15 protein-coding genes and 1 pseudogene are annotated in these 22,788 nt (G+C 70.7%); 12 read left to right on the forward strand and 4 right to left on the reverse strand.

Annotated elements, in window-relative coordinates:
• The first annotated feature begins 366 nt into the window (after positions 1-366).
• The 9 genes from leuS (at position 367) to holA (ending at position 12,276) form a co-directional block, all read left to right on the forward strand.
• Complete coding sequence (leuS, locus tag ABTX60_RS06075; RefSeq protein WP_352095861.1) at positions 367-3,246, forward strand: leucine--tRNA ligase; 2,880 nt, start codon at positions 367-369, stop codon at positions 3,244-3,246.
• Positions 3,247-3,473: 227 nt separating this feature from the next.
• Complete coding sequence (locus tag ABTX60_RS06080) at positions 3,474-4,262, forward strand: hypothetical protein (protein ID WP_352095862.1); 789 nt, start codon at positions 3,474-3,476, stop codon at positions 4,260-4,262.
• Positions 4,263-4,334: 72 nt separating this feature from the next.
• A complete protein-coding gene (locus ABTX60_RS06085; RefSeq protein WP_352095863.1) occupies positions 4,335-5,180 on the forward strand; it encodes a DegV family protein in 846 nt (281 codons plus the stop codon).
• 119 nt (positions 5,181-5,299) lie between these two features.
• Positions 5,300-6,457 carry a ComEA family DNA-binding protein gene (locus ABTX60_RS06090; protein ID WP_352095864.1) on the forward strand — a complete coding sequence of 386 codons (1,158 nt, stop codon included), beginning with the start codon at positions 5,300-5,302 and terminating at the stop codon, positions 6,455-6,457.
• Positions 6,454-9,060: a ComEC/Rec2 family competence protein gene (locus tag ABTX60_RS06095; RefSeq protein ID WP_352095865.1), complete on the forward strand. Its 2,607-nt coding sequence runs from the start codon at positions 6,454-6,456 to the stop codon at positions 9,058-9,060. Before ABTX60_RS06090 ends, ABTX60_RS06095 begins: the two co-directional genes overlap by 4 nt.
• Positions 9,061-9,064: 4 nt before the next feature.
• Entirely contained in the window at positions 9,065-9,895 is an 831-nt protein-coding gene (locus ABTX60_RS06100; RefSeq protein ID WP_352095866.1) for an arylamine N-acetyltransferase family protein, read from the forward strand.
• A 173-nt stretch (positions 9,896-10,068) separates the two neighbouring features.
• Positions 10,069-10,950, forward strand: coding sequence for a YceI family protein (locus ABTX60_RS06105; RefSeq protein WP_352095867.1), 882 nt, complete (start codon positions 10,069-10,071; stop codon positions 10,948-10,950).
• Between the two features lie 38 nt (positions 10,951-10,988).
• On the forward strand, positions 10,989-11,234 hold the full coding sequence (locus ABTX60_RS06110; RefSeq protein ID WP_248500542.1) for a hypothetical protein: 246 nt from the start codon (positions 10,989-10,991) through the stop codon (positions 11,232-11,234).
• A 52-nt stretch (positions 11,235-11,286) separates the two neighbouring features.
• A complete protein-coding gene (holA, locus tag ABTX60_RS06115) occupies positions 11,287-12,276 on the forward strand; it encodes a DNA polymerase III subunit delta (protein ID WP_352095868.1) in 990 nt (329 codons plus the stop codon).
• 267 nt (positions 12,277-12,543) lie between these two features.
• On the opposite strand, the gene ABTX60_RS06120 is transcribed toward holA, so the two are convergent.
• Positions 12,544-12,969: a VOC family protein gene (locus ABTX60_RS06120; RefSeq protein WP_352095869.1), complete on the reverse strand. Its 426-nt coding sequence runs from the start codon at positions 12,967-12,969 to the stop codon at positions 12,544-12,546.
• Between the two features lie 100 nt (positions 12,970-13,069).
• On the opposite strand from ABTX60_RS06120, the gene ABTX60_RS06125 reads away from it, so the two are divergent.
• On the forward strand, positions 13,070-13,465 hold the full coding sequence (locus ABTX60_RS06125; protein WP_352095870.1) for a nuclear transport factor 2 family protein: 396 nt from the start codon (positions 13,070-13,072) through the stop codon (positions 13,463-13,465).
• Positions 13,466-13,684: 219 nt separating this feature from the next.
• Here the strand turns inward: ABTX60_RS06125 and rpsT are convergent, their stop codons facing one another.
• Positions 13,685-13,951 (reverse strand): 30S ribosomal protein S20, encoded by a 267-nt coding sequence (gene rpsT / locus ABTX60_RS06130; protein WP_053669127.1) that lies wholly within the window; start codon positions 13,949-13,951, stop codon positions 13,685-13,687.
• A 240-nt stretch (positions 13,952-14,191) separates the two neighbouring features.
• Between rpsT and lepA the strand changes: the two genes are divergently transcribed.
• Together lepA and ABTX60_RS06140 are read left to right on the forward strand one after the other, a co-directional pair.
• On the forward strand, positions 14,192-16,060 hold the full coding sequence (lepA, locus tag ABTX60_RS06135) for a translation elongation factor 4 (RefSeq protein ID WP_352095871.1): 1,869 nt from the start codon (positions 14,192-14,194) through the stop codon (positions 16,058-16,060).
• 247 nt (positions 16,061-16,307) lie between these two features.
• Positions 16,308-18,179 (forward strand): AMP-dependent synthetase/ligase, encoded by a 1,872-nt coding sequence (locus ABTX60_RS06140; RefSeq protein WP_352095872.1) that lies wholly within the window; start codon positions 16,308-16,310, stop codon positions 18,177-18,179.
• A gap of 65 nt (positions 18,180-18,244) precedes the next feature.
• Here ABTX60_RS06140 and ABTX60_RS06145 read toward each other — a convergent pair whose 3' ends face one another.
• Entirely contained in the window at positions 18,245-18,715 is a 471-nt protein-coding gene (locus ABTX60_RS06145; RefSeq protein WP_352095873.1) for a response regulator, read from the reverse strand.
• Positions 18,712-22,696, reverse strand: a pseudogene (locus tag ABTX60_RS06150) (HAMP domain-containing protein). The gene ABTX60_RS06145 and the pseudogene ABTX60_RS06150 overlap by 4 nt, the downstream one beginning before the upstream one ends.
• Positions 22,697-22,788 lie beyond the last annotated feature (92 nt).

The following is a 22,788-nucleotide window of genomic DNA, read 5'->3' on the forward strand; positions in this document are numbered from 1 at the left end:
GCCGAACTCTAAGCGGAGTCATACCGATCAGTACGAGGTTTGAGTTATTGCGTTGTTATCAAAGGACAATATGGCTGCGGTGATGTCCCTTAGCAGCTGTTACGCGAAGTAACTATTGACCATGGTTCAGCTTTTAGGGTGCGGTGCGCCCCCTCCCAAGCGCGTCCCCGTGCGCTGAGAGCCTGCGGTACCCTAGCGCCATGCGTGCCGTACGCCTTCTGCTTAGCGGGCCGCGCTGATCAGTTCCGGCCACCGGAGAAGTCGAGTGGCCGGCATCGGCGCGGCGTCCCCTCCTGTGTGAGGGGATTTTTCGTTTCTCGAACCAGACAGCCGCAGGCAGAGACGATCGATGGAGCTTTGAGGATCATGAGCGAGACGAACCCCGCCGCCACCTCCGAGGTGGCGGCGCCGCACCGCTACACGGCCGCCATGGCTGCCGAGATCGAAGCACGCTGGCAGGACTTCTGGGACGCCGACGGCACCTACGCCGCGCCCAACCCCAAGGGTGACCTGGCCGGTGACCAGGAGATCGTCGCCCGCCCCAAGAAGTTCATCATGGACATGTTCCCGTACCCCTCCGGTGCGGGCCTGCACGTCGGGCACCCCCTGGGGTACATCGCCACGGACGTCTTCGCGCGCTTCCAGCGGATGACCGGCCACAACGTCCTGCACACCCTGGGCTTCGACGCCTTCGGCCTGCCCGCCGAGCAGTACGCGGTGCAGACCGGCACGCACCCGCGCGTGTCCACCGAGGCCAACATGGAGAACATGAAGTCCCAGCTGCGCCGGTTGGGTCTGGGCCACGACAAGCGCCGGTCGTTCGCCACGATCGACCCGGACTACTACAAGTGGACCCAGTGGATCTTCCTGCAGATCTTCAACTCCTGGTACGACCACGACGCCCGCCGGGCCCGCCCGATCGCCGAGCTGGTCGCCGCGTTCGAGTCCGGTGAGCGGCCCGTACCGGGGCACACGCGCGCGTGGAGCGAGCTGAGCGCCGCCGAGAGGGCCGACGTCCTGGGCGAGTTCCGGCTGGCCTACGCCTCCGACGCGCCGGTCAACTGGTGCCCCGGGCTGGGCACCGTGCTGGCCAACGAGGAGGTCACCGCCGAGGGCCGCTCCGAGCGCGGCAACTTCCCCGTCTTCAAGGCCAAGCTGCGCCAGTGGAACATGCGCATCACGGCCTACGCCGACCGGCTGCTGGAGGACCTGGACGCGCTGGACTGGCCCGAGGCCATCAAGCTGCAGCAGCGCAACTGGATCGGCCGCTCCGAGGGTGCCCGCGTCGACTTCCCCATCGACGGCGAGCGCATCACCGTCTTCACCACCCGCCCCGACACCCTGTTCGGCGCCACCTACATGGTGCTGGCGCCCGAGCACCCGCTGGTCGAGAAGTTCACACCGGCCGCCTGGCCGGAGGGCACCCACGAGGTGTGGACCGGCGGCCACGCCACCCCCGGTGAGGCCGTCGCCGCCTACCGCGCCCAGGCCGCCTCGAAGTCCGACGTCGAGCGGCAGGCCGAGGCCAAGGACAAGACCGGCGTCTTCATCGGCGCCTACGCGACCAACCCGGTCAACGGCGAGCAGGTCCCGGTCTTCATCGCCGACTACGTGCTGATGGGCTACGGCACCGGCGCGATCATGGCCGTGCCGGCCGGCGACCAGCGCGACTTCGAGTTCGCGCGCGCCTTCGAGCTGCCGATCCACTGCATCGTCGAGCCGACCGACGGCCGCGGCACGGACACCTCGACCTGGGAGAACGCCTTCTCGTCGTACGACGCGAAGATCATCAACTCCTCGAACGACGAGGTCGCCCTGGACGGCCTGGGCGTCGCCGAGGCCAAGGCGCGCATCACCGAATGGCTGGAAAACAAGGGTGTCGGCGAGGGCACCGTCAACTTCCGGCTGCGCGACTGGCTGTTCAGCCGTCAGCGCTACTGGGGCGAGCCCTTCCCGATCGTCTACGACGAGGACGGCATCGCCCACGCGCTGCCCGAGTCGATGCTGCCCCTGGAACTGCCCGAGGTCGAGGACTACTCGCCGCGCACCTTCGACCCGGACGACGCCGACACCCAGCCGGAGACGCCGCTGTCGCGCAACGAGGACTGGGTGAACGTCACCCTGGACCTGGGCGACGGCCGCGGCCCGCGCCCGTACCGGCGCGAGACCAACACCATGCCCAACTGGGCCGGTTCCTGCTGGTACGAGCTGCGCTACCTGGACCCGCACAACGACCAGAAGCTGGTCGACCCGGAGATCGAGCAGTACTGGATGGGCCCGCGCGAGGGCCAGCCGCACGGCGGTGTCGACCTGTACGTCGGCGGTGCCGAGCACGCCGTGCTGCACCTGCTGTACGCGCGCTTCTGGTCCAAGGTCCTGTACGACCTGGGGCACGTCTCGTCGGCCGAGCCGTTCCACAAGCTGTTCAACCAGGGCATGATCCAGGCCTACGTCTACCGCGACAGCCGCGGCATCGCCGTGCCGGCCGCCGAGGTGGAGGAGCGCGACGGCGCCTACTGGTACCAGGGCGAGAAGGTCTCCCGGCTGCTGGGCAAGATGGGCAAGTCCCTGAAGAACGCGGTCACTCCGGACGAGATCTGCGCCGAGTACGGAGCCGACACGCTGCGCCTGTACGAGATGGCCATGGGCCCGCTGGACGTCTCCCGTCCCTGGGACACGCGCGCGGTGGTCGGCCAGTTCCGGCTGCTGCAGCGGCTGTGGCGCAACATCGTCGACGAGGCGACCGGCGAGGTCACCGTCGTCGACGCCGAGCCCGACGAAGAGACGCTGCGCGCCCTGCACAAGGCGATCGACGGGGTCCGCGGCGACCTGGAGGGCATGCGGTTCAACACCGCCATCGCCAAGGTCACCGAGCTGAACAACCACCTGACCAAGGCGGGCGGCGCCGTGCCGCGCACGGTAGCCGAGTCGCTGGTGCTGATGGTCGCGCCGCTGGCTCCGCACATCGCCGAGGAGCTGTGGCGCAGGCTGGGGCACACGGACTCGGTGGTGCACCGGGACTTCCCGGTGGCCGACCCGGCCTACGTGGTCGACGAGACCGTGACCTGTGTCGTGCAGATCAAGGGCAAGGTCAAGGCGCGGCTGGAGGTCGCGCCGTCGATCTCCGACGACGAACTGGAGAAGGTCGCGCTGGCGGACGAGAAGGTCGTCGCCGCGCTGGGCGGTGCCGGGATCCGGAAGGTGATCGTGCGCGCGCCGAAGCTGGTGAACATCGTCCCGGCGTAGCCGCCAGGACGTACGGACCGCTGCCGGAGGGGTCTCCACGACAGGGCCCCTCTCAAGGTGGCCCCCATCACGGCAGGCCCGCTCAAGGTGGCCTCACCACGGCAGGCCCCTCTCGGGGTGGTCCCCTACGGGCAGGTTCGGGGTTTTTCTGGAACTCCGGACCTGCCCGTTGCGTTTACCGTGGAAGAGCGACGCGAGGCGCCGTGACGTCCTGAGGAGGAGCCCTTGTGGAAGCAGTGATCGCAGTCTTCGCCCTGCTCTTCGTGCTCTTTCTCGGGCTCGGGGCGTACGCCACCGTGAAGGCGGTCGGCGCCGCCAAGCGCGGCGTGGACCGCGGCATCACGCAGGCCCGCCGCACGGTCGAGGACCACACACTGCGCGCCAAGTCCTTCGCCCAGCCCGGAGCCGCGGGCGAACTCGCCCAGCTCCGGCTGAAGCTGCGCACCTCGATGCGCGCCACCCAGGACGCCTTGCACGCGGCCGTCGCCGAGGACGAGTCCCTGAAGGAGTCCGTGGGCCTCTTCGAACGGCTCAGCGCGCTCGGACACGAGCTGGACGGCGAGCTCAAGCGCCTGGAGTCCGAGCCGGACCGTGCGGCGCTCACCGAGCGGCTGCCCGGGCTGCGCGAGCGCACCGAACGCATCACGCACTCGGCGGACTCGCTGCGCTGGGCGGCCCGCGACCGGGCCCGCCGCTTCGCCGACGACGATCTGGACACGCTCAGCGCCCAGATCGACCTGGAGTCCGGCGCGCTGCGGCACTGGACGGGGCCGGAGCCACAGGCCGCGTCCTCGCAGCAGCCCTCGTCCTCGGCGCGGTCAGCGTCCACGCGCCGGCCTGCGGCGCCGCCGTGGCCCGAGGCGCCCGACGCCGACGCCTGCACGGCCGGGCAGACCTGGCCGGGCGGCGCGCAGCCGAGCGAGGCACAGGAACCGGCTCGGCCCGCCATCACGCCGCCGGGACCCCGCCTGACCCACCCCTGGCAGAAGAAGCCCCGTCCCGAGAGCACCACTTGAACCGGCCACTCGCGCCGCAGGGTGCGGGGCCCGGGCTGCCACACGAGCGCTACGGCAGGTAACCTCCAGCTCATGTCCCGCCATGTCGCGATCGTCACCGATTCAACGGCCTACCTGCCGACCCGGACGATGGAGCGTCACGGCATCACGGCGGTGCCCCTGACGGTCGTCCTCGGCGACCGGGCGCTGGAGGAGGGCACCGAGATCTCGACCCGCGCCCTTGCCCAGGCTTTGCAGAAGCGGCGCCCGGTGACGACCTCGCGGCCCAGCCCCGCCGTCTTCGAGGAGACGTACCGCAAGGTCGCCGAGTCCGGCGCCACCGGCATCGTCTCCCTCCACCTCTCCGCCGAGCTGTCCGGCACCTACGACGCGGCCGTCGTGGCCGCACGGCAGGCGCCGGTGCCCGTGCGGGTGGTGGACACCGGCATGATCGCGATGGCGCTCGGCTTCTGCGCGCTCTCCGCGGCGGAGACCGCGGAGTCGGGCGGGACCGTCGACGAGGCCGTCGCGGCAGCGGAGAAGAGAGCGGCGGGCAGCTCGGCCTACTTCTACGTCGACACCCTCGACTACCTGCGGCGCGGCGGCCGTATCGGTGCCGCGCAGGCGCTGCTGGGCTCGGCGCTCGCGGTGAAGCCGCTGCTGCAACTGGCCGACGGCCGTATCGAACCCTTGGAGAAGGTGCGGACCGCGTCGAAGGCGATCGCCCGCCTCGAGGAGATCGCCGCCGACCGGGCGGGCGACGCCGCAGTTGATGTCGCCGTCCATCATCTCGCCGCTCCGGACCGCGCGTCGGCCCTCGCCGACCGGTTGCGGACACGGGTGTCCGGGCTGGCCGATCTGCATGTCAGCGAGGTCGGGGCGGTGATCGGGGCGCACACGGGGCCCGGGCTGCTGGGGGTCGTGGTTTCGCCCCGGTGAACGTTGCTGTGGGACTCCGGTCGCCCGTGTGAGTGACGGAGTTGTCCACAACCGGGGCCTTGTCCCCGGTAATCGACCAAGATCATCGCGGGCGGGGCGAGGTGGCCGATCCTCGTCACATGGCACTTCGATCACGTTCACGCACAGCGACCGCGACCAGCGGGCCCGGCCGTGGGCCGGGGTCCGACGGGCGCGCCCGTCCGCACCGACGCCCGCCGGCCGCGCGCGGGCGGGCCGGGCAGCGTCATGCCTCGGCGGAGGAACTCCGGCGGCGCGCAGGAGTGTTGTTCGGCGACCGCACCGGGCCGGTGGGGCATCCGGGACGGACCGAGCCGGTCGAACGGCCCCGGGGGCACCGGGAGTCGGGGCAGGGGCCGCCGGGTTTCGCCGGTGATGAAGAGAGCCGGCGGCGGCTCGATGCCCGGGAGACCTTCACGCAGCCTGTGGGCGTCCCTCTTGAGCCGGCGGGTGGGGACGGCGGGGCCGTGGAGGGAGCCTGGCGGGAGCGGGCCGGCCTGGCCCTGCGGGAGCGCATGCCGCTGTGGGTGCAGTCCAGGTGCGGCCTGGAGCGGCGGAGTGTGCTGGCGCTGACGGTGGTGCTCGTCGTCGCGGCGGCATTCGCCGTGCAGCACTTCTGGACGGGACGGACGCAGTCCGTGCGGCCGCCGGAGGTGGTGCGGGCGGCCGTGCCGTACGGCGAGCGGCAGGAGAGCGGACCGGGCGGACAGAAGCGGGACCCGGGTGCTGCCGGTGCTACCTCCGGTGCCTCCTCCGAGGCATCGTCCGCGTCCGTGAAAGCGGGGGCGGGCGAGATCGTCGTGGACGTCGGCGGCAAGGTCCGGGAGCCGGGAATCCACCGGCTGCCGCCCGGCTCGCGGGTGGCGGACGCGCTGCACGCGGCGGGCGGGGTGAAGCCGGGCACGAACACCGACGGGCTCAACCGGGCCCGGTTCCTCGTGGACGGCGAGCAGGTGATCGTCGGGGGACCGCCTCCCGCGGGCGGACCGGGGGTGGGCGGTACGCCTCCCGGTGGCCCGGCCGGTGGCGCGGGCGGGGCCGCTGCGGGTGGGGCGGCCGCACCGGCGGCCCCGGTCTCCCTCAACACGGCCACCGCGGACCAGCTCGACACCCTGCCGGGGGTCGGCCCGGTGCTGGCGCAGCACATCATCGACTACCGCACCCAGCACGGCGGTTTCCGTTCCGTTGACGAGCTGCGCGAGGTGAACGGCATCGGCGACCGTCGCTTCGCCGACCTGCGCGACCTCGTACGGCCATGAGGAGCCTCGCCGGCCCGCCGGCACGGCAGGACGAGGCCGCGTCCGGGATCCGCCCCGCCCGGTCGCCCGTGCACGCGTCCTCCGGCACGCGCCTCGGCACGGCCCGTCCGCGCCAGGAGGGCCCGACGGACCTGCGGCTCGTGCCGCCCGCCCTCGCGGCCTGGGGCACGGCGGCGCTGATGCTGGACGCCTCGCCCCAGTGGGTGCTCGGCATCGTGATCGGCTGCCTGGTGGCCGTCGGGCTGCTGCCCTCGGCCCGGTGGCATCGGGCCGCGTCATGGCCGCGCGCCACGCTCGCCGGTCTGTTGCTGTGTGTCGCCGGGGCCGCCGCCTCGGCCGGGCTGCACGGGGCGGATCTGCGCCGGGGGCCCGTGCCCGGTCTGGCGCGGGAGTACGCGACGGTGACCGCCGAGGTCGAGCTCACGTCCGACCCCCGGCTCACCCGGCCCAGGGTCAGCGGCGATCACGTGGCTCCGACGGCCGTGCTGATCGACGCCCACGTGCTGCGCGTCCACGAGGCGGGCGGCACGGTGGTGACCACACGGACACCGGTGCTGATGATCGTGAACGCGGGCCCGGCCCCACCGGGTCGGGTGGCCGGCGGGCGGGGGCGGTCGCCCTGGCTCGGGCTGCTGCCGTCGACCCGGCTGCGGGTCGGTGCGCGGCTGGCGCCCGCGATGACGGGCGGCGACCGGGTCGCGGCAGTGCTGCGCGTGCGGGACCAGGGCGAACCACATGTGGTGGGTGGGCCCTCCGGACCGCAGCGGCTCGCCGGGCGGTTGCGCGCCGGGCTGAGGGAGGCGACCGACGGGCTGCCCGCGGACGCCCGGGCGCTGTTGCCGGGCCTGGTGGTCGGGGACACGTCGAGGATCACCCCCGAGCTGGAGGAGGCGTTCAAGGAGACCGATCTCACGCACACCCTGGCCGTCTCGGGGGCCAACTTCACGATTCTCCTCGCGCTGCTGCTCGGGCCGCCGGGCCTGGTGCAGCACGCCGAGCGGCGGGGGATCGCACCCCGGCTCGGTATCTCGCTGCGCGGCACGGCCGTGCTCGGCGGTGTGCTCTCGCTCGGGTTCGTCGTCGTGTGCAGACCGGATCCGAGCGTGGTGCGGGCCGCGGCCTGCGGAGCCGTGGCCCTGCTCGCCCTGGCGACCGGTCGACGGAGGTCGATGATCCCGGCCCTGGCGACGGCGGTTCTGCTGCTGGTGCTGTACGACCCGTGGCTGGCGCGGAGTTACGGGTTCCTGCTGTCCGTCGTCGCGACCGGTGCCCTGCTCACGCTCGCGCCGCGCTGGAGTGCCGGGCTGCGGCGCCGCGGGGTGCCGCCGAGGTGGGCTGAGGCCCTGGGAGCCGCCGCAGCCGCGCAGGCCCTGTGCGCGCCCGTCGTCGCCGTGCTGTCGGCCCGGGTGAGTCTGGTGGCGGTGCCGTGCAATCTGCTCGCGGAGTTCGCGATCGCGCCGGCGACCGTGCTGGGGTTCGCGGCACTGGCGACGGCGCCGATGGCGATGCCGTTGGCCAAAGCCCTGGCGTGGTGCGCGCACTGGCCCGCCGAGTGGATCGCGGGGATCGCCCGGGCCGGGGCGGCACTGCCTGGTGGGGGAGTGGACTGGCCGGGCAGCTGGGCGGGCGCGGCGCTGCTCCTGGCCGTGACCGTGGCCCTGGTGCTCGTCGGCCGGCGGCTGCTCGGGCACCCCTGGTGGTGCGGGGCCTGCGGAGTGCTGCTGCTTCTGGTGGTGGTGCAGCCGCCACCGCTGACCCGGGTGGTCACGGGCTGGCCGCCGCCGGGCTGGCGGCTGGTGATGTGTGACGTGGGGCAGGGTGACGCCTTGGTGCTCGCGGCGGGCGAGGGGGCCGGGGTGGTGGTGGACGCGGGGCCCGATCCGCAGCTCGTCGACCAGTGTCTGCGCTCACTGGGCATCAGCAGGATCCCGCTCGTCGTGCTCACCCACTTCCACGCCGATCACGTGGCGGGCCTGCCCGGGGTGCTGCGTGGACGGGCGGTGGGCGCGATCGAGACCACGGGGCTGGAGGAGCCCGCGGACCAGGCCGCGTTCGTACGGAGGCTGGCTGAGGCGCGGCGGATTCCCGTGACACGGGCGGCGGTCGGGGAGCAGCGGCGCACGGGGGAGTTGTCCTGGCAGGTGGTCTGGCCGCCCCCGAGCCCACCGCCGGACTCGCAGCCGGGGGCGCTTCCAGGGGCGCTTGCGGGGGTGCTTCCGGCCCACCCGGTGCCGGAGGGGCCGAACGACGCCAGCGTCGCCCTGCTGGTCCGCTCGGCCGGACTGCGCCTGCTCCTCCTCGGGGACCTGGAACCCCCGGCACAGAGGGCACTGGCGCGCTCGCCGGCGGCCGAGGCGATCGAGGGCGTGGACGTGCTGAAGGTCGCCCACCACGGCTCGGCCTACCAGGACCCGGGCCTCATACGCCGGGCGGCCCCGCGGCTGGCCCTCATCTCCTGCGGCGAGGACAACTCGTACGGGCACCCGGCGCCGGGCACGGTGGCGGCGCTGCGCGCCGGGGGCGCGGCGGTGCTGCGGACCGACCGGGACGGCGCGCTCGCGATCACGGGAGAGGGTGGTGAGCTGGGGGTGGCGCGAGACTGAAGGCATGAACTCACCACAGGTTGATGCCTATCTCCGCCGACTCGGAGTCGAGCACCCGGCGTGGCCCACCGTCGACGCGCTGCGCGAACTGCACCTGCGGCACCTGCAGACCGTGCCGTTCGAGAACCTCTCGGTCCATCTGGGCGAGGAGATCATGCTGGAGGAGAAACGGCTGCTGGACAAGGTGGTGGGCGCGCGGCGGGGCGGTTTCTGCTACGAACTCAACGGCTCCTTCGGGGCGTTGCTCACGGCACTGGGCTACGACGTGGCGCTGCTGGCGGCGCGGGTGTACGGGGACGGGGGGCGGCTCGGGATCCCGTACGACCATCTCGCGCTGAGGGTACGGACGGTGGACGGGGGCGACTGGCTGGCCGATGTCGGGTTCGGGTCGCACAGCCACCTTCCGCTGGCCTTCGGGGAGCGGGGGGAGCAGGAGGATCCGGCAGGCACGTTCCGGATCGTCGAGGCGGGGCCGGACGCGGCCGGGGTGCGCGGTGGGCTCGGCACCGTGGAGGCGGCGGACCTGGACGTGTTCCGGGACGGCAGAGCGCAGTACCGCCTGGAGGTGCGGCCGCGGGCGCTCGGCGACTTCGTGGCCGGGGCGTGGTGGCACAGCACGTCGCCGGTGTCGCACTTCACGCGGTCGCTGGTGTGTTCGCGGGTGACGGAGGAAGGAGGGCGGATCACGCTCAGCGGGCGCCGGATCACCGTGACGGCGGCCGACGGCACGCGGGAGGAGAGGGAGCTGGAGACGGACGAGGAGGTGCTCGGGGTGTACCGGGAGCGGTTCGGGATCGAGCTCGACGGGGTGCCGGTGTCGCGAAATCCCTCTTAGGGGCCAATTGCGGCCACACGGGGCTACTCAGGCGTAGTACCAGCACATCTGCTGGATTCCCGTGATGTGGTCCCGTGTTGCCTCGAAAGCCTCATGGGTGGTCGAATGCATCTTCGGCACGTGTGATCAACAGTGATCAACAGGCGATTTCGAGTCACTCAGAGGAGCCGTGGATGATCGGCCGCTGGCGGGCAAGCCGCACCGACCGGGTGCACCGGACGAGTCCCCTGGCGGCGGTGCCGACACCGCCGAGCGCGGGGGTGCTGGCCTGCCGGGTGCTGGACCCGGTCAACGAGCCGGTCCGGCACGCGGAGTTCGCGGTGACGGACGCCGTGGGGCGGCCGGTCGTCAGCGGCGGGGCGGATCCGTACGGGTCGTTCGTGACGACGGTGCCCGCGGGGGAGTACCGGCTCGCGGTGTCGGCCGAGGGGTACACGCCCTACCGGGCGACGACGCAGGTCGGCGAGAACGCGCTCGCGTCGCTCGGGGACGTGACGCTGCAGGTCGCCCGGCCGCCGGAGCTTCCCGACGCCGGTGACTGGGAGGTCGAGTCGGCGCACTCCTCGATCGCCTTCACCGCGCGCCACATCGGACTGGCCCGCATCCACGGGCAGTTCAAGTCGTTCGCGGGGGTGATACGGGTCGCCGATCCGCTGGAGCGGTCGGCGATGCACGTGGTGATCGACGCGGCGTCCATCGACACCAACATGAGGATGCGTGACGACCATCTGCGCTCGGCGGACTTCCTGGACGTCGAGAGGTTCCCGACGCTGGAGTTCTACAGCGACCGGTTCGTGCACAAGGGCGGGAACCGGTGGGCCGTGACGGGGGCGCTGTCGCTGCACGGCGTGACGCGGACGGTCACGCTGGACACGGAGTACCTGGGCCTGGGCAACGGCATGGAGGGCGAGGTGCGGGCGGCCTGCCGGGCCACCACCGAACTGCACCGGGACGACTTCACGGTGAGCTGGCAGACCATGCTGGCGCGCGGCATCGCGGTGGTGGGGCCGAGCATCAGGGTCGATCTCGATGTGCAGATCGTCCGCAAGGGCTGAGCGGCCCGGCCACGAGGCGGTGTCGGACAATGTCCGGCGTGAGTGACGTGCGACATGTGCTGGTGCTGCCCGACCGTGATGCCGCGGAAGAGGTGGTGGAGGCCCTGCGAGAGCGGTTCGGGGTCGTCGAGGAGCCGCAGCTGGTGCGGGACGCGCTGGCCGGTGAGGACGACGCCGAGGACGCGCAGTGGCTGGTCGTCCTGCGGGACGAGGACGAGCGGCTGGATCCCGGGGAGCTGGACCGGCTGGCCGGCGAGTGGGAGGGCTGGCGGGAGGAACCGTAGGCGTCCGGTCCGCCGGGGGCCGCTGTCAGTGGCGCGTGGGATGCTTGGGGCGATGGCCAGGAAGACTGCGAATGACGATCCCCTCGCCCCGGTGACGCTCGCCGTGGGCCAGGAGGAGCTGCTCCTCGACCGTGCCGTGCAGGAGGTGGTGGCCGCCGCGAAGGCCGCCGACGCCGACACGGACGTCCGGGACCTGGCCCCGGACCAGTTGCAGCCCGGCACGCTCGCCGAGCTGACGAGCCCCTCGCTCTTCGCGGAGCGCAAAGTGGTGGTCGTCCGCAACGCGCAGGATCTGTCGGCCGACACGATCAAGGACGTGAAGGCGTACCTCGTGGCACCGGCCGAGGAAATCACCCTCGTGCTGCTGCATGCCGGCGGGGCGAAGGGCAAGGGGCTGCTCGACGCGGCGCGCAAGGCGGGGGCCCGCGAGGTGTCCTGCCCGAAGATGACGAAGCCGGCGGACCGGCTGGCGTTCGTGCGGGGCGAGTTCAGGACGACGGGGAGGTCCGCCACGCCGGAGGCGTGCCAGGCACTCGTCGACGCGATCGGCAGCGATCTGCGGGAGCTGGCCTCGGCGGTGTCGCAACTGGTCGCGGACGTCGAGGGGACGATCGACGAGGCGGTCGTCGGGCGGTACTACACCGGGCGGGCCGAGGCGTCGAGCTTCACGGTCGCCGACCGGGCGGTCGAGGGGCGCGCCGCGGAGGCCCTGGAGGCGTTGCGCTGGTCGCTGGCGACCGGGGTCGCGCCGGTGCTCATCACGAGCGCGCTCGCCCAGGGTGTCCGGGCGATCGGGAAGCTGTCCTCCGCGCGCGGGGGCCGGCCGGCGGACCTCGCGCGGGAGCTGGGCATGCCGCCGTGGAAGATCGACCGGGTGCGGCAGCAGATGCGGGGCTGGACCCCGGACGGGGTGTCGGTCGCGCTGCGGGCCGTGGCCGAGGCGGACGCGGGGGTGAAGGGCGGGGGCGACGACCCCGAGTACGCCCTGGAGAAGGCCGTCGTCACCATCGCCCGGGCGGCTCGCTCCAGGGGCCGGGCCTAGCCCCGGCCAGGGCTCCAGGAGGTGGCGTTCGCGTCGGCTCCCGGGCTCTCGCGCGCCTGGCCGGGCCAGGGCTCAGGAAGTGGCGTGGTGTCCGGCCCCCCGGGCTCTCGCGCGCCCGGCCCCGGCCCCGACGTGGGGTGGGCGTCCGGCTTCCGGGCCGTGGCGCCGCAGGCGCCGGCGCTCCCGGTTCTCCCCGGTGAGCTCGCGGCTCCCGGCTCGCCGACCTGGCGTCGATGCCCGACCGCCCGGCCCGGGAACATCAGTCGTTCAGAAGACCGGCTCCCCCATCCCCAGCAGATTCCCCTCGCTGTCATGGAACCAGGCGCCGCGTTCGCCCCGCGCGCCCTTGCTCGGGTAGTTCCCCTCGATCTCGGCGATTCCGCCCCGCGTGCGGAAGCCCGGGGCGTCGACCTCCTCGAAGACCACCCCGCGGCGCTTCAGCTCGGCGACCGCCGCATCGAGGTCCTCGACCTCCAACGCCATCTGCGTGAAGGTGCCGGGGGAGGCTCCCGTCGAGCGGAACAGGACGAACTCCGCGCCGCCGCACCGGTAGAGCAGCCCGCCGGGGCGTTCGTCCACGGGATCCAGACCCAGTTTCTCCGAGTAGAAGCGCCGCGCCCGCTCCAGGTCCTGGGCGGGGAGCCTGGTCGCCGCGCGGACCAGGACCGGTGCCTCGGTGTCGTGTGCGTCCATCTCTCCACTGTGCCGTGATCGAGTCGCCCCCTTCCTGCCGAAGAGGAGAATCGGGTGTACCAGCCGTACGTCGCCCAAAGACGGAGAGGTGGCGAGGGTCATGGCTGAACACCCGCACGCAGTGCTGGTCCGCAAGGGATTCGAGGCCTTCTCACGCGGTGACATGGACACTCTGCGCGGATTGATCGCGGGGGACGCCACCCACCACGTGCCCGGAGAACACCCGCTGTCGGGTGACTTCAAAGGGCTGGACTCGATCATCGAGATGTACGAACGGCTCGGCGCGGAGACGAACGGGACGATGCGCGCCGAACTGATCGGCATCGCCGTCGACGGCCGTGGTCACGCGGTGGGCATGACCCGCTTCACGGCCGAGCGCAACGGCAAGAGCCTCGACGACACCGGCTGCATCGTCTTCCGGATCGTCGGGGACAAGGTCACCGACCTCGACGAATGCGTGGAGGACATCGACAAGAACAACGAGTTCTGGTCGTAGGACCACGGACAGGGCAGGTGTCGCCGGTGCACCGCCGGTAGGGAGACATGCCGAAGGCCCCGCCGGCCGCCCTGGGGAAGGGCGGAAGGCGGGGCCTTCGGTACGAGCTGCTGGATCCGCGCCCGCGTGGCGAACGCAGGCCGCGCGCGGATCCGGGGGTGCCGGACGGGAGCGGATGAGAGAGGGCCCGCTCGATTCCCTCCGGCGTCACATCAGATGTCAGCCCTTGAGCGCGTCGACCTTCGAAGCAAGCGCCGACTTCTTGTTGGCGGCCTGGTTCTTGTGGATGACGCCCTTGGAGACGGCCTTGTCGAGCTGACGCGCGGCGACGCGCTGGTACTCGGTGGCCTTCTCGACGTCACCCGCGGCAGCAGCCTCACGGGCCTTGCGGATCGCGGTCTTGAGGGAGGACTTGACGGCCTTGTTGCGCAGCCGCGCCTTCTCGTTGGTCTTGATCCGCTTGATCTGGGACTTGATGTTCGCCACGAATGAGCCTTCTCAGGTTCTGGCACGAGGCCGCACGGACACCGCACGATTCCCGCACCGGGTGATTTCTTGGGTCGTGCCTCCTGCGAGAGGGCATGAGGCACAGCCACCCAGGCTACCAGCGGCCCCTTCCGCGGCCCAAACCCGTCCATGGTCCCCACCCGTGGGACCATGGAGGCTACGTATCGATCCGACCCGAGACCGCAGACACTGCGGACGCCTCAAGAATCAGGACCCTGCGTGCCCGCGATCCCCAGCCACGTGCCCGAGCCGAGCCGTACCGACCCGGCTCTGATCCGCAACTTCTGCATCATCGCGCACATCGACCACGGCAAGTCCACGCTCGCCGACCGGATGCTCCAGCTGACCGGAGTGGTCGAGCAGCGGCAGATGCGCGCCCAGTACCTCGACCGCATGGACATCGAGCGCGAGCGTGGCATCACGATCAAGTCGCAGGCGGTGCGTCTGCCGTGGGCTCCCACCCACGACAAGAACGACACGCACATCCTCAACATGATCGACACCCCGGGGCACGTCGACTTCACCTATGAGGTCTCGCGGTCGCTCGCCGCCTGCGAGGGCACCGTCCTCCTGGTCGACGCCGCCCAGGGCATCGAGGCGCAGACCCTCGCCAACCTGTACCTGGCGATGGAGAACGACCTCAAGATCATCCCTGTGCTGAACAAGATCGACCTGCCGGCCGCGCAGCCCGAGAAGTTCTCCGAGGAGCTCGCCAACCTGGTCGGGTGCGACCCTGACGACGTGCTCAAGGTGTCCGCCAAGACGGGCCTGGGCGTCGAGGCGCTGCTCGACAAGGTCGTCGCCGAGATCCCCCCGCCGGTCGGTGTCGCGGACGCGCCCGCCCGCGCGATGATCTTCGACTCGGTGTACGACTCCTACCGCGGTGTCGTGACGTACGTCCGTGTCATCGACGGTCAGCTCAACAAGCGCGAGCGCATCCGGATGATGTCCACCAACGCCACGCACGAGCTGCTGGAGATCGGCACCAACTCGCCGGAGATGCTGTCGGCCGACGGCCTCGGCGTGGGTGAGGTGGGCTACCTCATCACCGGTGTGAAGGACGTCCGTCAGTCCAAGGTCGGTGACACGGTCACCAGCCAGCACAAGGGGGCCGAGGAGGCGCTCGGCGGCTACAAGGACCCCAAGCCCATGGTCTTCTCGGGCCTGTATCCGCTGGACGGCTCGGACTACCCCGAGCTGCGCGAGGCGCTCGACAAGCTCCAGCTCAACGACGCCGCGCTGGTCTACGAGCCGGAGACCTCCGCCGCCCTCGGCTTCGGTTTCCGTGTCGGCTTCCTCGGCCTGCTGCACCTGGACGTGATCCGGGAGCGGCTGGAGCGCGAGTTCGGCCTCGACCTGATCGCCACCGCGCCGAACGTGGTCTACCGCGTCCTCATGGAGGACGGCACCGAGCACACCGTCACCAACCCCAGCGAGTTCCCCGAGGGCAAGATCTCGGAGGTCTACGAGCCGGTCGTGCGGGCGACCATCCTCGCGCCCAGCGAGTTCATCGGTTCGATCATGGAGCTGTGCCAGACCCGGCGCGGCACCCTGCTCGGCATGGACTACCTCTCCGAGGACCGGGTGGAGATCCGCTACACCCTGCCGCTCGCCGAGATCGTCTTCGACTTCTTCGACCAGCTGAAGTCCAAGACCCGCGGCTACGCCTCGCTCGACTACGAGCCCACCGGCGAGCAGACCTCCAGCCTGGTCAAGGTCGACATCCTGCTGCACGGCGACAAGGTGGACGCCTTCTCGGCCATCACTCACAAGGACGCCGCGTACGCGTACGGTGTGCGGCTCGTCGCCAAGCTGCGCGAGCTCATCCCGCGGCAGGCCTTCGAGGTGCCCATCCAGGCCGCCATCGGCTCCCGGGTCATCGCCCGCGAGACCATCCGCGCCATCCGCAAGGACGTCCTCGCCAAGTGCTACGGCGGTGACATCTCGCGTAAGCGCAAGCTGCTGGAGAAGCAGAAGGAGGGCAAGAAGCGAATGAAGATGGTGGGTTCCGTAGAGGTTCCGCAGGAGGCCTTCATCGCGGTCCTGTCCAGTGATGACAGCGCGGGGTCGGGCAAGGGCAAGAAGTAATCACGGATTACCGCGGGTTACACCGCAATCCGGGTTGAACAGGGGCTCGCCGTGCGAAAGTGCGGCGGGCCCTGTGCGTTCGCGGGGTAGCTCTGTGTACGAAGTGACAGGCCCCGGACCCTTACGCGGGGGCCGGTCGCCCTTTACTCTGATCCCTGCTCGATAGTTACTCGCGAGTTAAACAAGGGCTCGCGAGTGAACCCAGCCGCACCTGAGCCAGCCGCACGTCGCGGGCCCGGAGGATGTCGTGAGCGACACACAGACCCTGATCGAGAACCGTCCGCCGTCCGTGGCGGGCCTCTTCCTGGAGCGCGTGGCGGCCACGCCGGACGCCGAGGCCTATCGGTATCCGGTCCCGTCGGCGAGCCAGGGGCCGGACGACTGGAAGTCACTGACCTGGGCGCAGTCCGCCGAGCGGGTCTACGCCATCGCGGCGGGCCTCATCGAGCTGGGCGTGCAGCCCGAGCAGCGCGTCGCCCTCGCCGCCGGCACCCGGATCGAGTGGATCCTCGCCGACCTCGGCATCATGTGCGCCGGCGCGGCCACCACCACGGTGTACCCGCAGACCAACGCCGACGAGTCCGCGTACATCCTGTCGGACTCCGAGAGCCGGGTGCTGATCGCGGAGAACGCCGAGCAGCTGGCCAAGGCCAAGGAGAAGCGCGCCGAGCTGCCCGAGCTGACGCATGTCGTGGTGATCGACGGGGCCGGTGTCGAGACCGCCGACTGGATCCTCACCCTGGACGAGCTGGAGAAGCGCGGCGCGGCCCGGCTGGAGAAGGACCCCGACCTGATCAAGGAGCGGGTCGGCGCGATCGCCAAGGACCAGCTGGCCACCCTCATCTACACCTCCGGCACCACCGGCCGCCCCAAGGGGGTGCGCCTGCCGCACGACAACTGGTCGTACATGGCGAAGGCGATCGCCGCGACCGGGCTGGTCAGCGGCGAGGACGTGCAGTACCTCTGGCTGCCCCTCGCGCACGTCTTCGGCAAGGTACTGACCTCCGGGCAGATCGAGGTCGGGCACGTCACCGCCGTGGACGGCCGGGTCGACAAGATCATCGAGAACCTGCCGGTGGTGCAGCCGACCTACATGGCGGCCGTGCCGCGCATCTTCGAGAAGGTCTACAACGGCGTGGCCGCGAAGGCCCGCGCGGGCGGTGGCGCCAAGTACAAGATCTTCCAGTGGGCGGCCGAGGTGGCCCGCGAGTACGCCAAGGTCTCCCAGGACAACTTCCGGCGCACCGGCACCGCGTCCGTGCCGTTCGGTCTCGGCGCGAAGCACAAGGTCGCCGACGCACTGGTGTTCGCCAAGATCAAGGAGGCGTTCGGCGGCAACCTGCGGGCGTGCGTCTCCGGTTCGGCGGCGCTGGCACCCGAGATCGGGTACTTCTTCTCCGGCGCCGGCATCCACATCCTGGAGGGCTACGGCCTGACCGAGTCCTCGGCGGCGTCCTTCGTGAACCCGGGCGAGGCCTACCGCACCGGCACGGTCGGCAAGCCGCTGCCCGGCACGGAGGTGCGGATCGCCGACGACGGGGAGATCCTGCTGCGCGGGCCGGGCATCATGGAGGGCTACCACAAGCTGTCCGAGAAGACCGCCGAGGTGCTGGAGCCGGACGGCTGGTTCCACACCGGGGACATCGGGGAGCTGTCGCCCGACGGGTACCTGCGGATCACCGACCGCAAGAAGGACCTCATCAAGACCTCGGGCGGCAAGTACATCGCCCCGGCGGAGGTCGAGGGGCAGTTCAAGGCGGTGTGCCCGTACGTGTCCAACATCCTGGTGCACGGGGCCGACCGGAACTTCTGCACGGCTCTCATCGCGCTCGACGAGCTCGCCATCACCGACTGGGCCAAGGACAACGGGCTGGAGGGCAAGTCGTACGCGGAGATCGTTTCCTCGCCGGTCACGGTGGAGATGGTCGACGGGTATGTGAAGCAGCTCAACGAGGGGCTTCAGCGGTGGCAGACGATCAAGAAGTTCCGGCTGCTGCCGCGGGATCTCGATGTCGAGCATGGTGAGATCACGCCGAGTCTGAAGCTGAAGCGGCCTGTCGTGGAGCGGGAGTACAAGCATCTGATCGAGGAGATGTACGACGGGTCTCGCGAGGCGTAGGGGGTGGCGGGGCTGATCGAGCGGCTGCGGGTTCGTTGTGGTCGCTCGCGCAGTTCCCCGCGCCCCTAGGTGACTTCTCCCACCCTGCGTTTCAAGTCCTGGATCTCCGTCCTCAGGCGTTCCACCTCTCTGCCTTTTCGGTAGAGATCCAGGAAGACGCTGACCTTTGCCCTGAGCACCCACGGGTCGAACGGCTTGGTCACGTAGTCCGCGGCGCCGGTCGCGTAGCCGCGGAAGGCGTAGCCCGCGTCGTCGTCCGCGCCGGTGAGGAAGATGATCGGGACGTCCCGGGGCTGGTCGAGGCGTTTGATGTGGGCGGCCGTCTCGAAGCCGTCCATGCCGGGCATGCGGATGTCGAGCAGGACCAGGGCGATCGGCCGGCGCAGCAGGGCCTTCATCGCCTCCTCTCCCGAACGGGCGCGCAGCAGTGGCTCGTTGAGGGAGGCGAGGACGGCCTCCAGGGCGGTCAGGTTGTCCTCCATGTCGTCGACCAGGAGGATTCCGGCGCGTTCGGGGTGGGTGGGCGTGCCGCTCATGCCTCTTCTTCCGTGCCCTCGGGGTCCAGTAGTTCGCACACGACCGTCAGCAGGCCGTCGATGTCCACCGGCTTGGGTACGTAGTCGTTGGCGCCGCGGGCGATGGACTTCTCCCGGTCGCCGGGCATCGCCTTGGCGGTCAGGGCCACGATCGGCAGGCCCGACCAGCGGGGTGTGCGGCGGATCGCGGAGATGGTCTCGTAGCCGTCCATCTCCGGCATCATGATGTCCATCAGGACCAGTTCGACGTCGGCGCTGCGCTCCAGCGTCTCGATGCCCTCGCGGCCGTTCTCGGCGTAGAGCACGCTCATGCCGACCCGGCCCAGGACGTGGGTGAGGGCGAAGACGTTGCGGATGTCGTCGTCGACGATCAGCACCCGCCGCCCGGCGAGGATCCGGCCCGGCCGGCCGGACGTCCACGCCTCCAGCTTCGTCGGCGACGGCCAGGCTTCGTCCGTGTCGTGCGCGACCGGGAAGGTCCCGGCGGCCGGCTGGAGGGGCAGTGGGAGGCCGGCGCGGTCCTCGGGCGCCGGTGCGGGCGCGGTGTGGCCGGGGCTGACGACCGGCACGTAGAGGGTGAACGTGGAGCCGTGCCCGGGTTCGCTCTCGGCGACGATCCGGCCGCCCAGCAGGCCCGCGATCTCCCGGCTGATGGACAGGCCGAGGCCGGTCCCGCCGTACTTGCGGTTGGTGGTGCCGTCGGCCTGCGCGAACGCCTCGAAGATCACCGGGAGTTTCTCCGGCGCGATCCCGATGCCGGTGTCGGACACCGCGAACGCGATGACGTCGTCGGTGTCCCGGACCCAGCGGTGCTCGGCGTCCTGCACCCGGTCCACCCGCAGCTCAACCTTGCCGGACGCGGTGAACTTGATCGCGTTGGAGAGGAGGTTGCGCAGGATCTGCTGGAGCCGCTGCTCGTCCGAGTACATCTCGCGCGGTACGGCCTCGCCGACCGCGACCTCGAAGGCGAGCCCCCGGTCGAGGTGAGGGGCCGGAAGGTGGCGTGGACGTAGTCGAGCAGCTTGATGAGCGGGAGCCGCTTGGGGCGTACGTCCATCCGGCCGGCCTCGATCTTCGACAGGTCCAGGATGTCGTTGATCAGCTGCAGGAGGTCCGAGCCCGAGCGGTGGATGGTCGTGGCGAACTGCACCTCCTGGTCGGAGAGACGGCCGTCGGGGTTGTCGGAGAGCAGCCGGGCCAGGATCAGCAGTGAGTTCAGCGGCGTACGCAGCTCGTGTGACATGTTGGCCAGGAACTCCGACTTGTACTGGGAGGACGTGGCCAGCAGGGCGGCCTTCTCCTCCAGCGCGGCGTGGAGCGCTGCAGTTCGCCCTGCTGCTTCTGGAGTTCGTCCGAGCGCTCCTGCAGCTGCATGGCCAGGCGCTGGGACTCACCGAGCAGGGACTCCGTGCGGGAATTGGCGATGATCGTGTTGATGGCGACGCCGATGGTGTTGACGAACTGGTCGAAGAACGCCAGGTGGACGTCGGAGAAGCGGGAGAACGAGGCGAGCTCGATGACGCCCAGGAGCTTGTCCTCGAACAGGATCGGGATGATGACGATCGTGGTCGGGGCCGCTTCGCCCAGACCGCTGTTGATCTTGATGTAGTCGGGTGGAGCGCCCTCCACCAGGATGCGCTTCTTCTCCCGGGCCGCCTGCGCGACCAGGCCGTGCACCGGCAGGCCGCCGGTCTCGACCGTCGCGTCCTGGGCGGCGCCGTACCCGGCGATGAAGGCGAGCCCCTTGGTGGGGACCGTCGCTCCGGCCTCTTCCGGATCGGCCAGGTAGAACGCGCCGTACTGGGCGTTCACCAGCGGGGTCAGCTCGCGCAGTATCAGATCGGCGACCTCCATCAGGTCCCGGTGGCCCTGCATCAGGGCGGCGAGCCGGGCCAGATTGGACTCCAGCCAGTCCTTCGCGCGCGTCGTCTCGCGCAGGTTGGCCACCATCAGGTTGATGTTGTCCTTGAGCTCGGCGACCTCGCCCTGCGTCTCCACCGTGATCGAGCGGGACATGTCGCCCTGGGCCACAGCGGAGGCGACCTCGGCGATGGCGCGGACCTGGGTGGTGAGGTTGGAGGCGAGTTCGTTGACGTTGGTCGTCAGGCGCTTCCAGGTGCCGTAGACGCCCTCGACCCGGGCCTGGCCGCCCAGTTGGCCCTCGGAGCCGACCTCGCGGGCGACCCGCGTGACCTCCGAGGAGAAGGAGGACAGCGTGTCGACCATGGTGTTGATGGTGGTCTTCAGCTCAAGGATCTCGCCGCGCGCGTCCACGTCGATCTTCCGGGACAGGTCGCCCTGCGCCACGGCCGTCGCGACCTGGGCGATGTTGCGCACCTGGGAGGTGAGGTTGTCGGCCATGTAGTTGACGTTGTCCGTCAGGTCCCGCCAGACGCCGGAGACGCCCAGCACCTGGGCCCGGCCGCCGAGCCGCCCGTCGGTGCCGACCTCGCGGGCCACCCGTGTCACCTCGTCGGCGAAGGCGCGCAGTTGCTCCACCATCGTGTTGACGGTGTCCTTCAGCTCGAGGATCTCGCCGCGGGCGTCGACCGTGATCTTCTTCGACAGGTCGCCGTTGGCGACGGCCGTCGTCACCTGGGCGATGTTGCGGACCTGGGAAGTCAGGTTCAGCGCCATGAAGTTGACGTTGTCGGTGAGGTCCTTCCAGACGCCGGAGACGCCCCGCACCTGTGCCCGGCCGCCCAGCCGGCCCTCGGTGCCGACCTCGCGGGCGACGCGGGTGACCTCGTCGGCGAAGGCGGAGAGCTGGTCGACCATCGTGTTGATCGTGGACTTCAGCTCCAGGATCTCGCCCTTGGCCTCCACCGTGATCTTCTTGCCGAGGTCGCCCTGTGCGACGGCGGTGGAGACGAGGGCGATGTTGCGGACCTGCGAGGTGAGGTTGTCCGCCATGAAGTTGACGTTGTCGGTGAGGTCCTTCCAGACGCCGGAGACGCCCCGCACCTGTGCCCGGCCGCCGAGGTTGCCCTCGGTGCCGACCTCGCGGGCCACGCGGGTGACCTCGTCGGCGAAGGCGGAGAGCTGGTCGACCATCGTGTTGATGGTCGACTTCAGCTCCAGGATCTCGCCCTGCGCGTCGACCGTGATCTTCTGGGACAGGTCGCCGTTGGCCACCGCTGTCGTCACCTGGGCGATGTTGCGGACCTGGGAAGTCAGGTTCGACGCCATGAAGTTGACGTTGTCGGTGAGGTCCTTCCACACCCCGGACACGCCCCGCACCTGTGCCCGGCCGCCCAGCCGGCCCTCGGTGCCGACCTCGCGGGCGACGCGGGTGACCTCGTCGGCGAAGGCGGAGAGCTGGTCGACCATCGTGTTGACGGTCAGCTTGAGCTCCAGCAGCTCGCCGGTCGCCTCCACGGTGACCGTGCGGGTCAGGTCGCCGCGGGCCACCGCGGTCGTCACCGCCGCGATGTCCCGGACCTGGGCCGTCAGCCGGGACGCCATCGTGTTGACGGCCTCCGTCACGTCCCGCCAGCTGCCCGACAGGCCCTGCACCTTGGCCCGTCCGCCGAGCCGCCCCTCGGTGCCCACCTCGCGGGCCACCCGCGTCACCTCGGTGAACAGCGACAGCTGGTCCACCATCTTGTTCACGGCCCGGCCCAGGTGCCGCAGATCGCCGCGCAACTGCCGGGTCCCGTCGTGCAGATCGACCCGCTGGGTCAGATCGCCGCCGGCCACCGCGTCCAGCACACGTGTGGCGTTCGCCGCCGGGGCGACCAGGGCGTCGAGCAACTGGTTCACGTCGTTGACGCGGGACGTCCACAAGCCCTGGCCGGGGCTGGCCGAGAGCCGCTCGTCGAGCCGGCCGTGCCGCACCAGTTCCCGTCGGACGCGCTGCACCTCGAAGGTGAAGTGGACGCTGCGGTCCATGATCTGGTTGTAGACGGCGGTCAGTTCGGCCACCATCCCGTGGCCTGATTCCGGCACCTTGGCGAAGTCGCCGTCGCGTGCCGCGGTCATGGCGGCGAGCAGGGGGCGCAGATCGGATGCACGAATCTGACCGTCTTCGTACCGGTCTTCGACCACAGGAGTAGCACGGTTCTCACTCATGG

Origin of the sequence: Streptomyces sp. NPDC126510, from assembly GCF_040302345.1 — a bacterium.
In the GTDB taxonomy this organism is placed as follows: Bacteria; Actinomycetota; Actinomycetes; order Streptomycetales; family Streptomycetaceae; genus Streptomyces.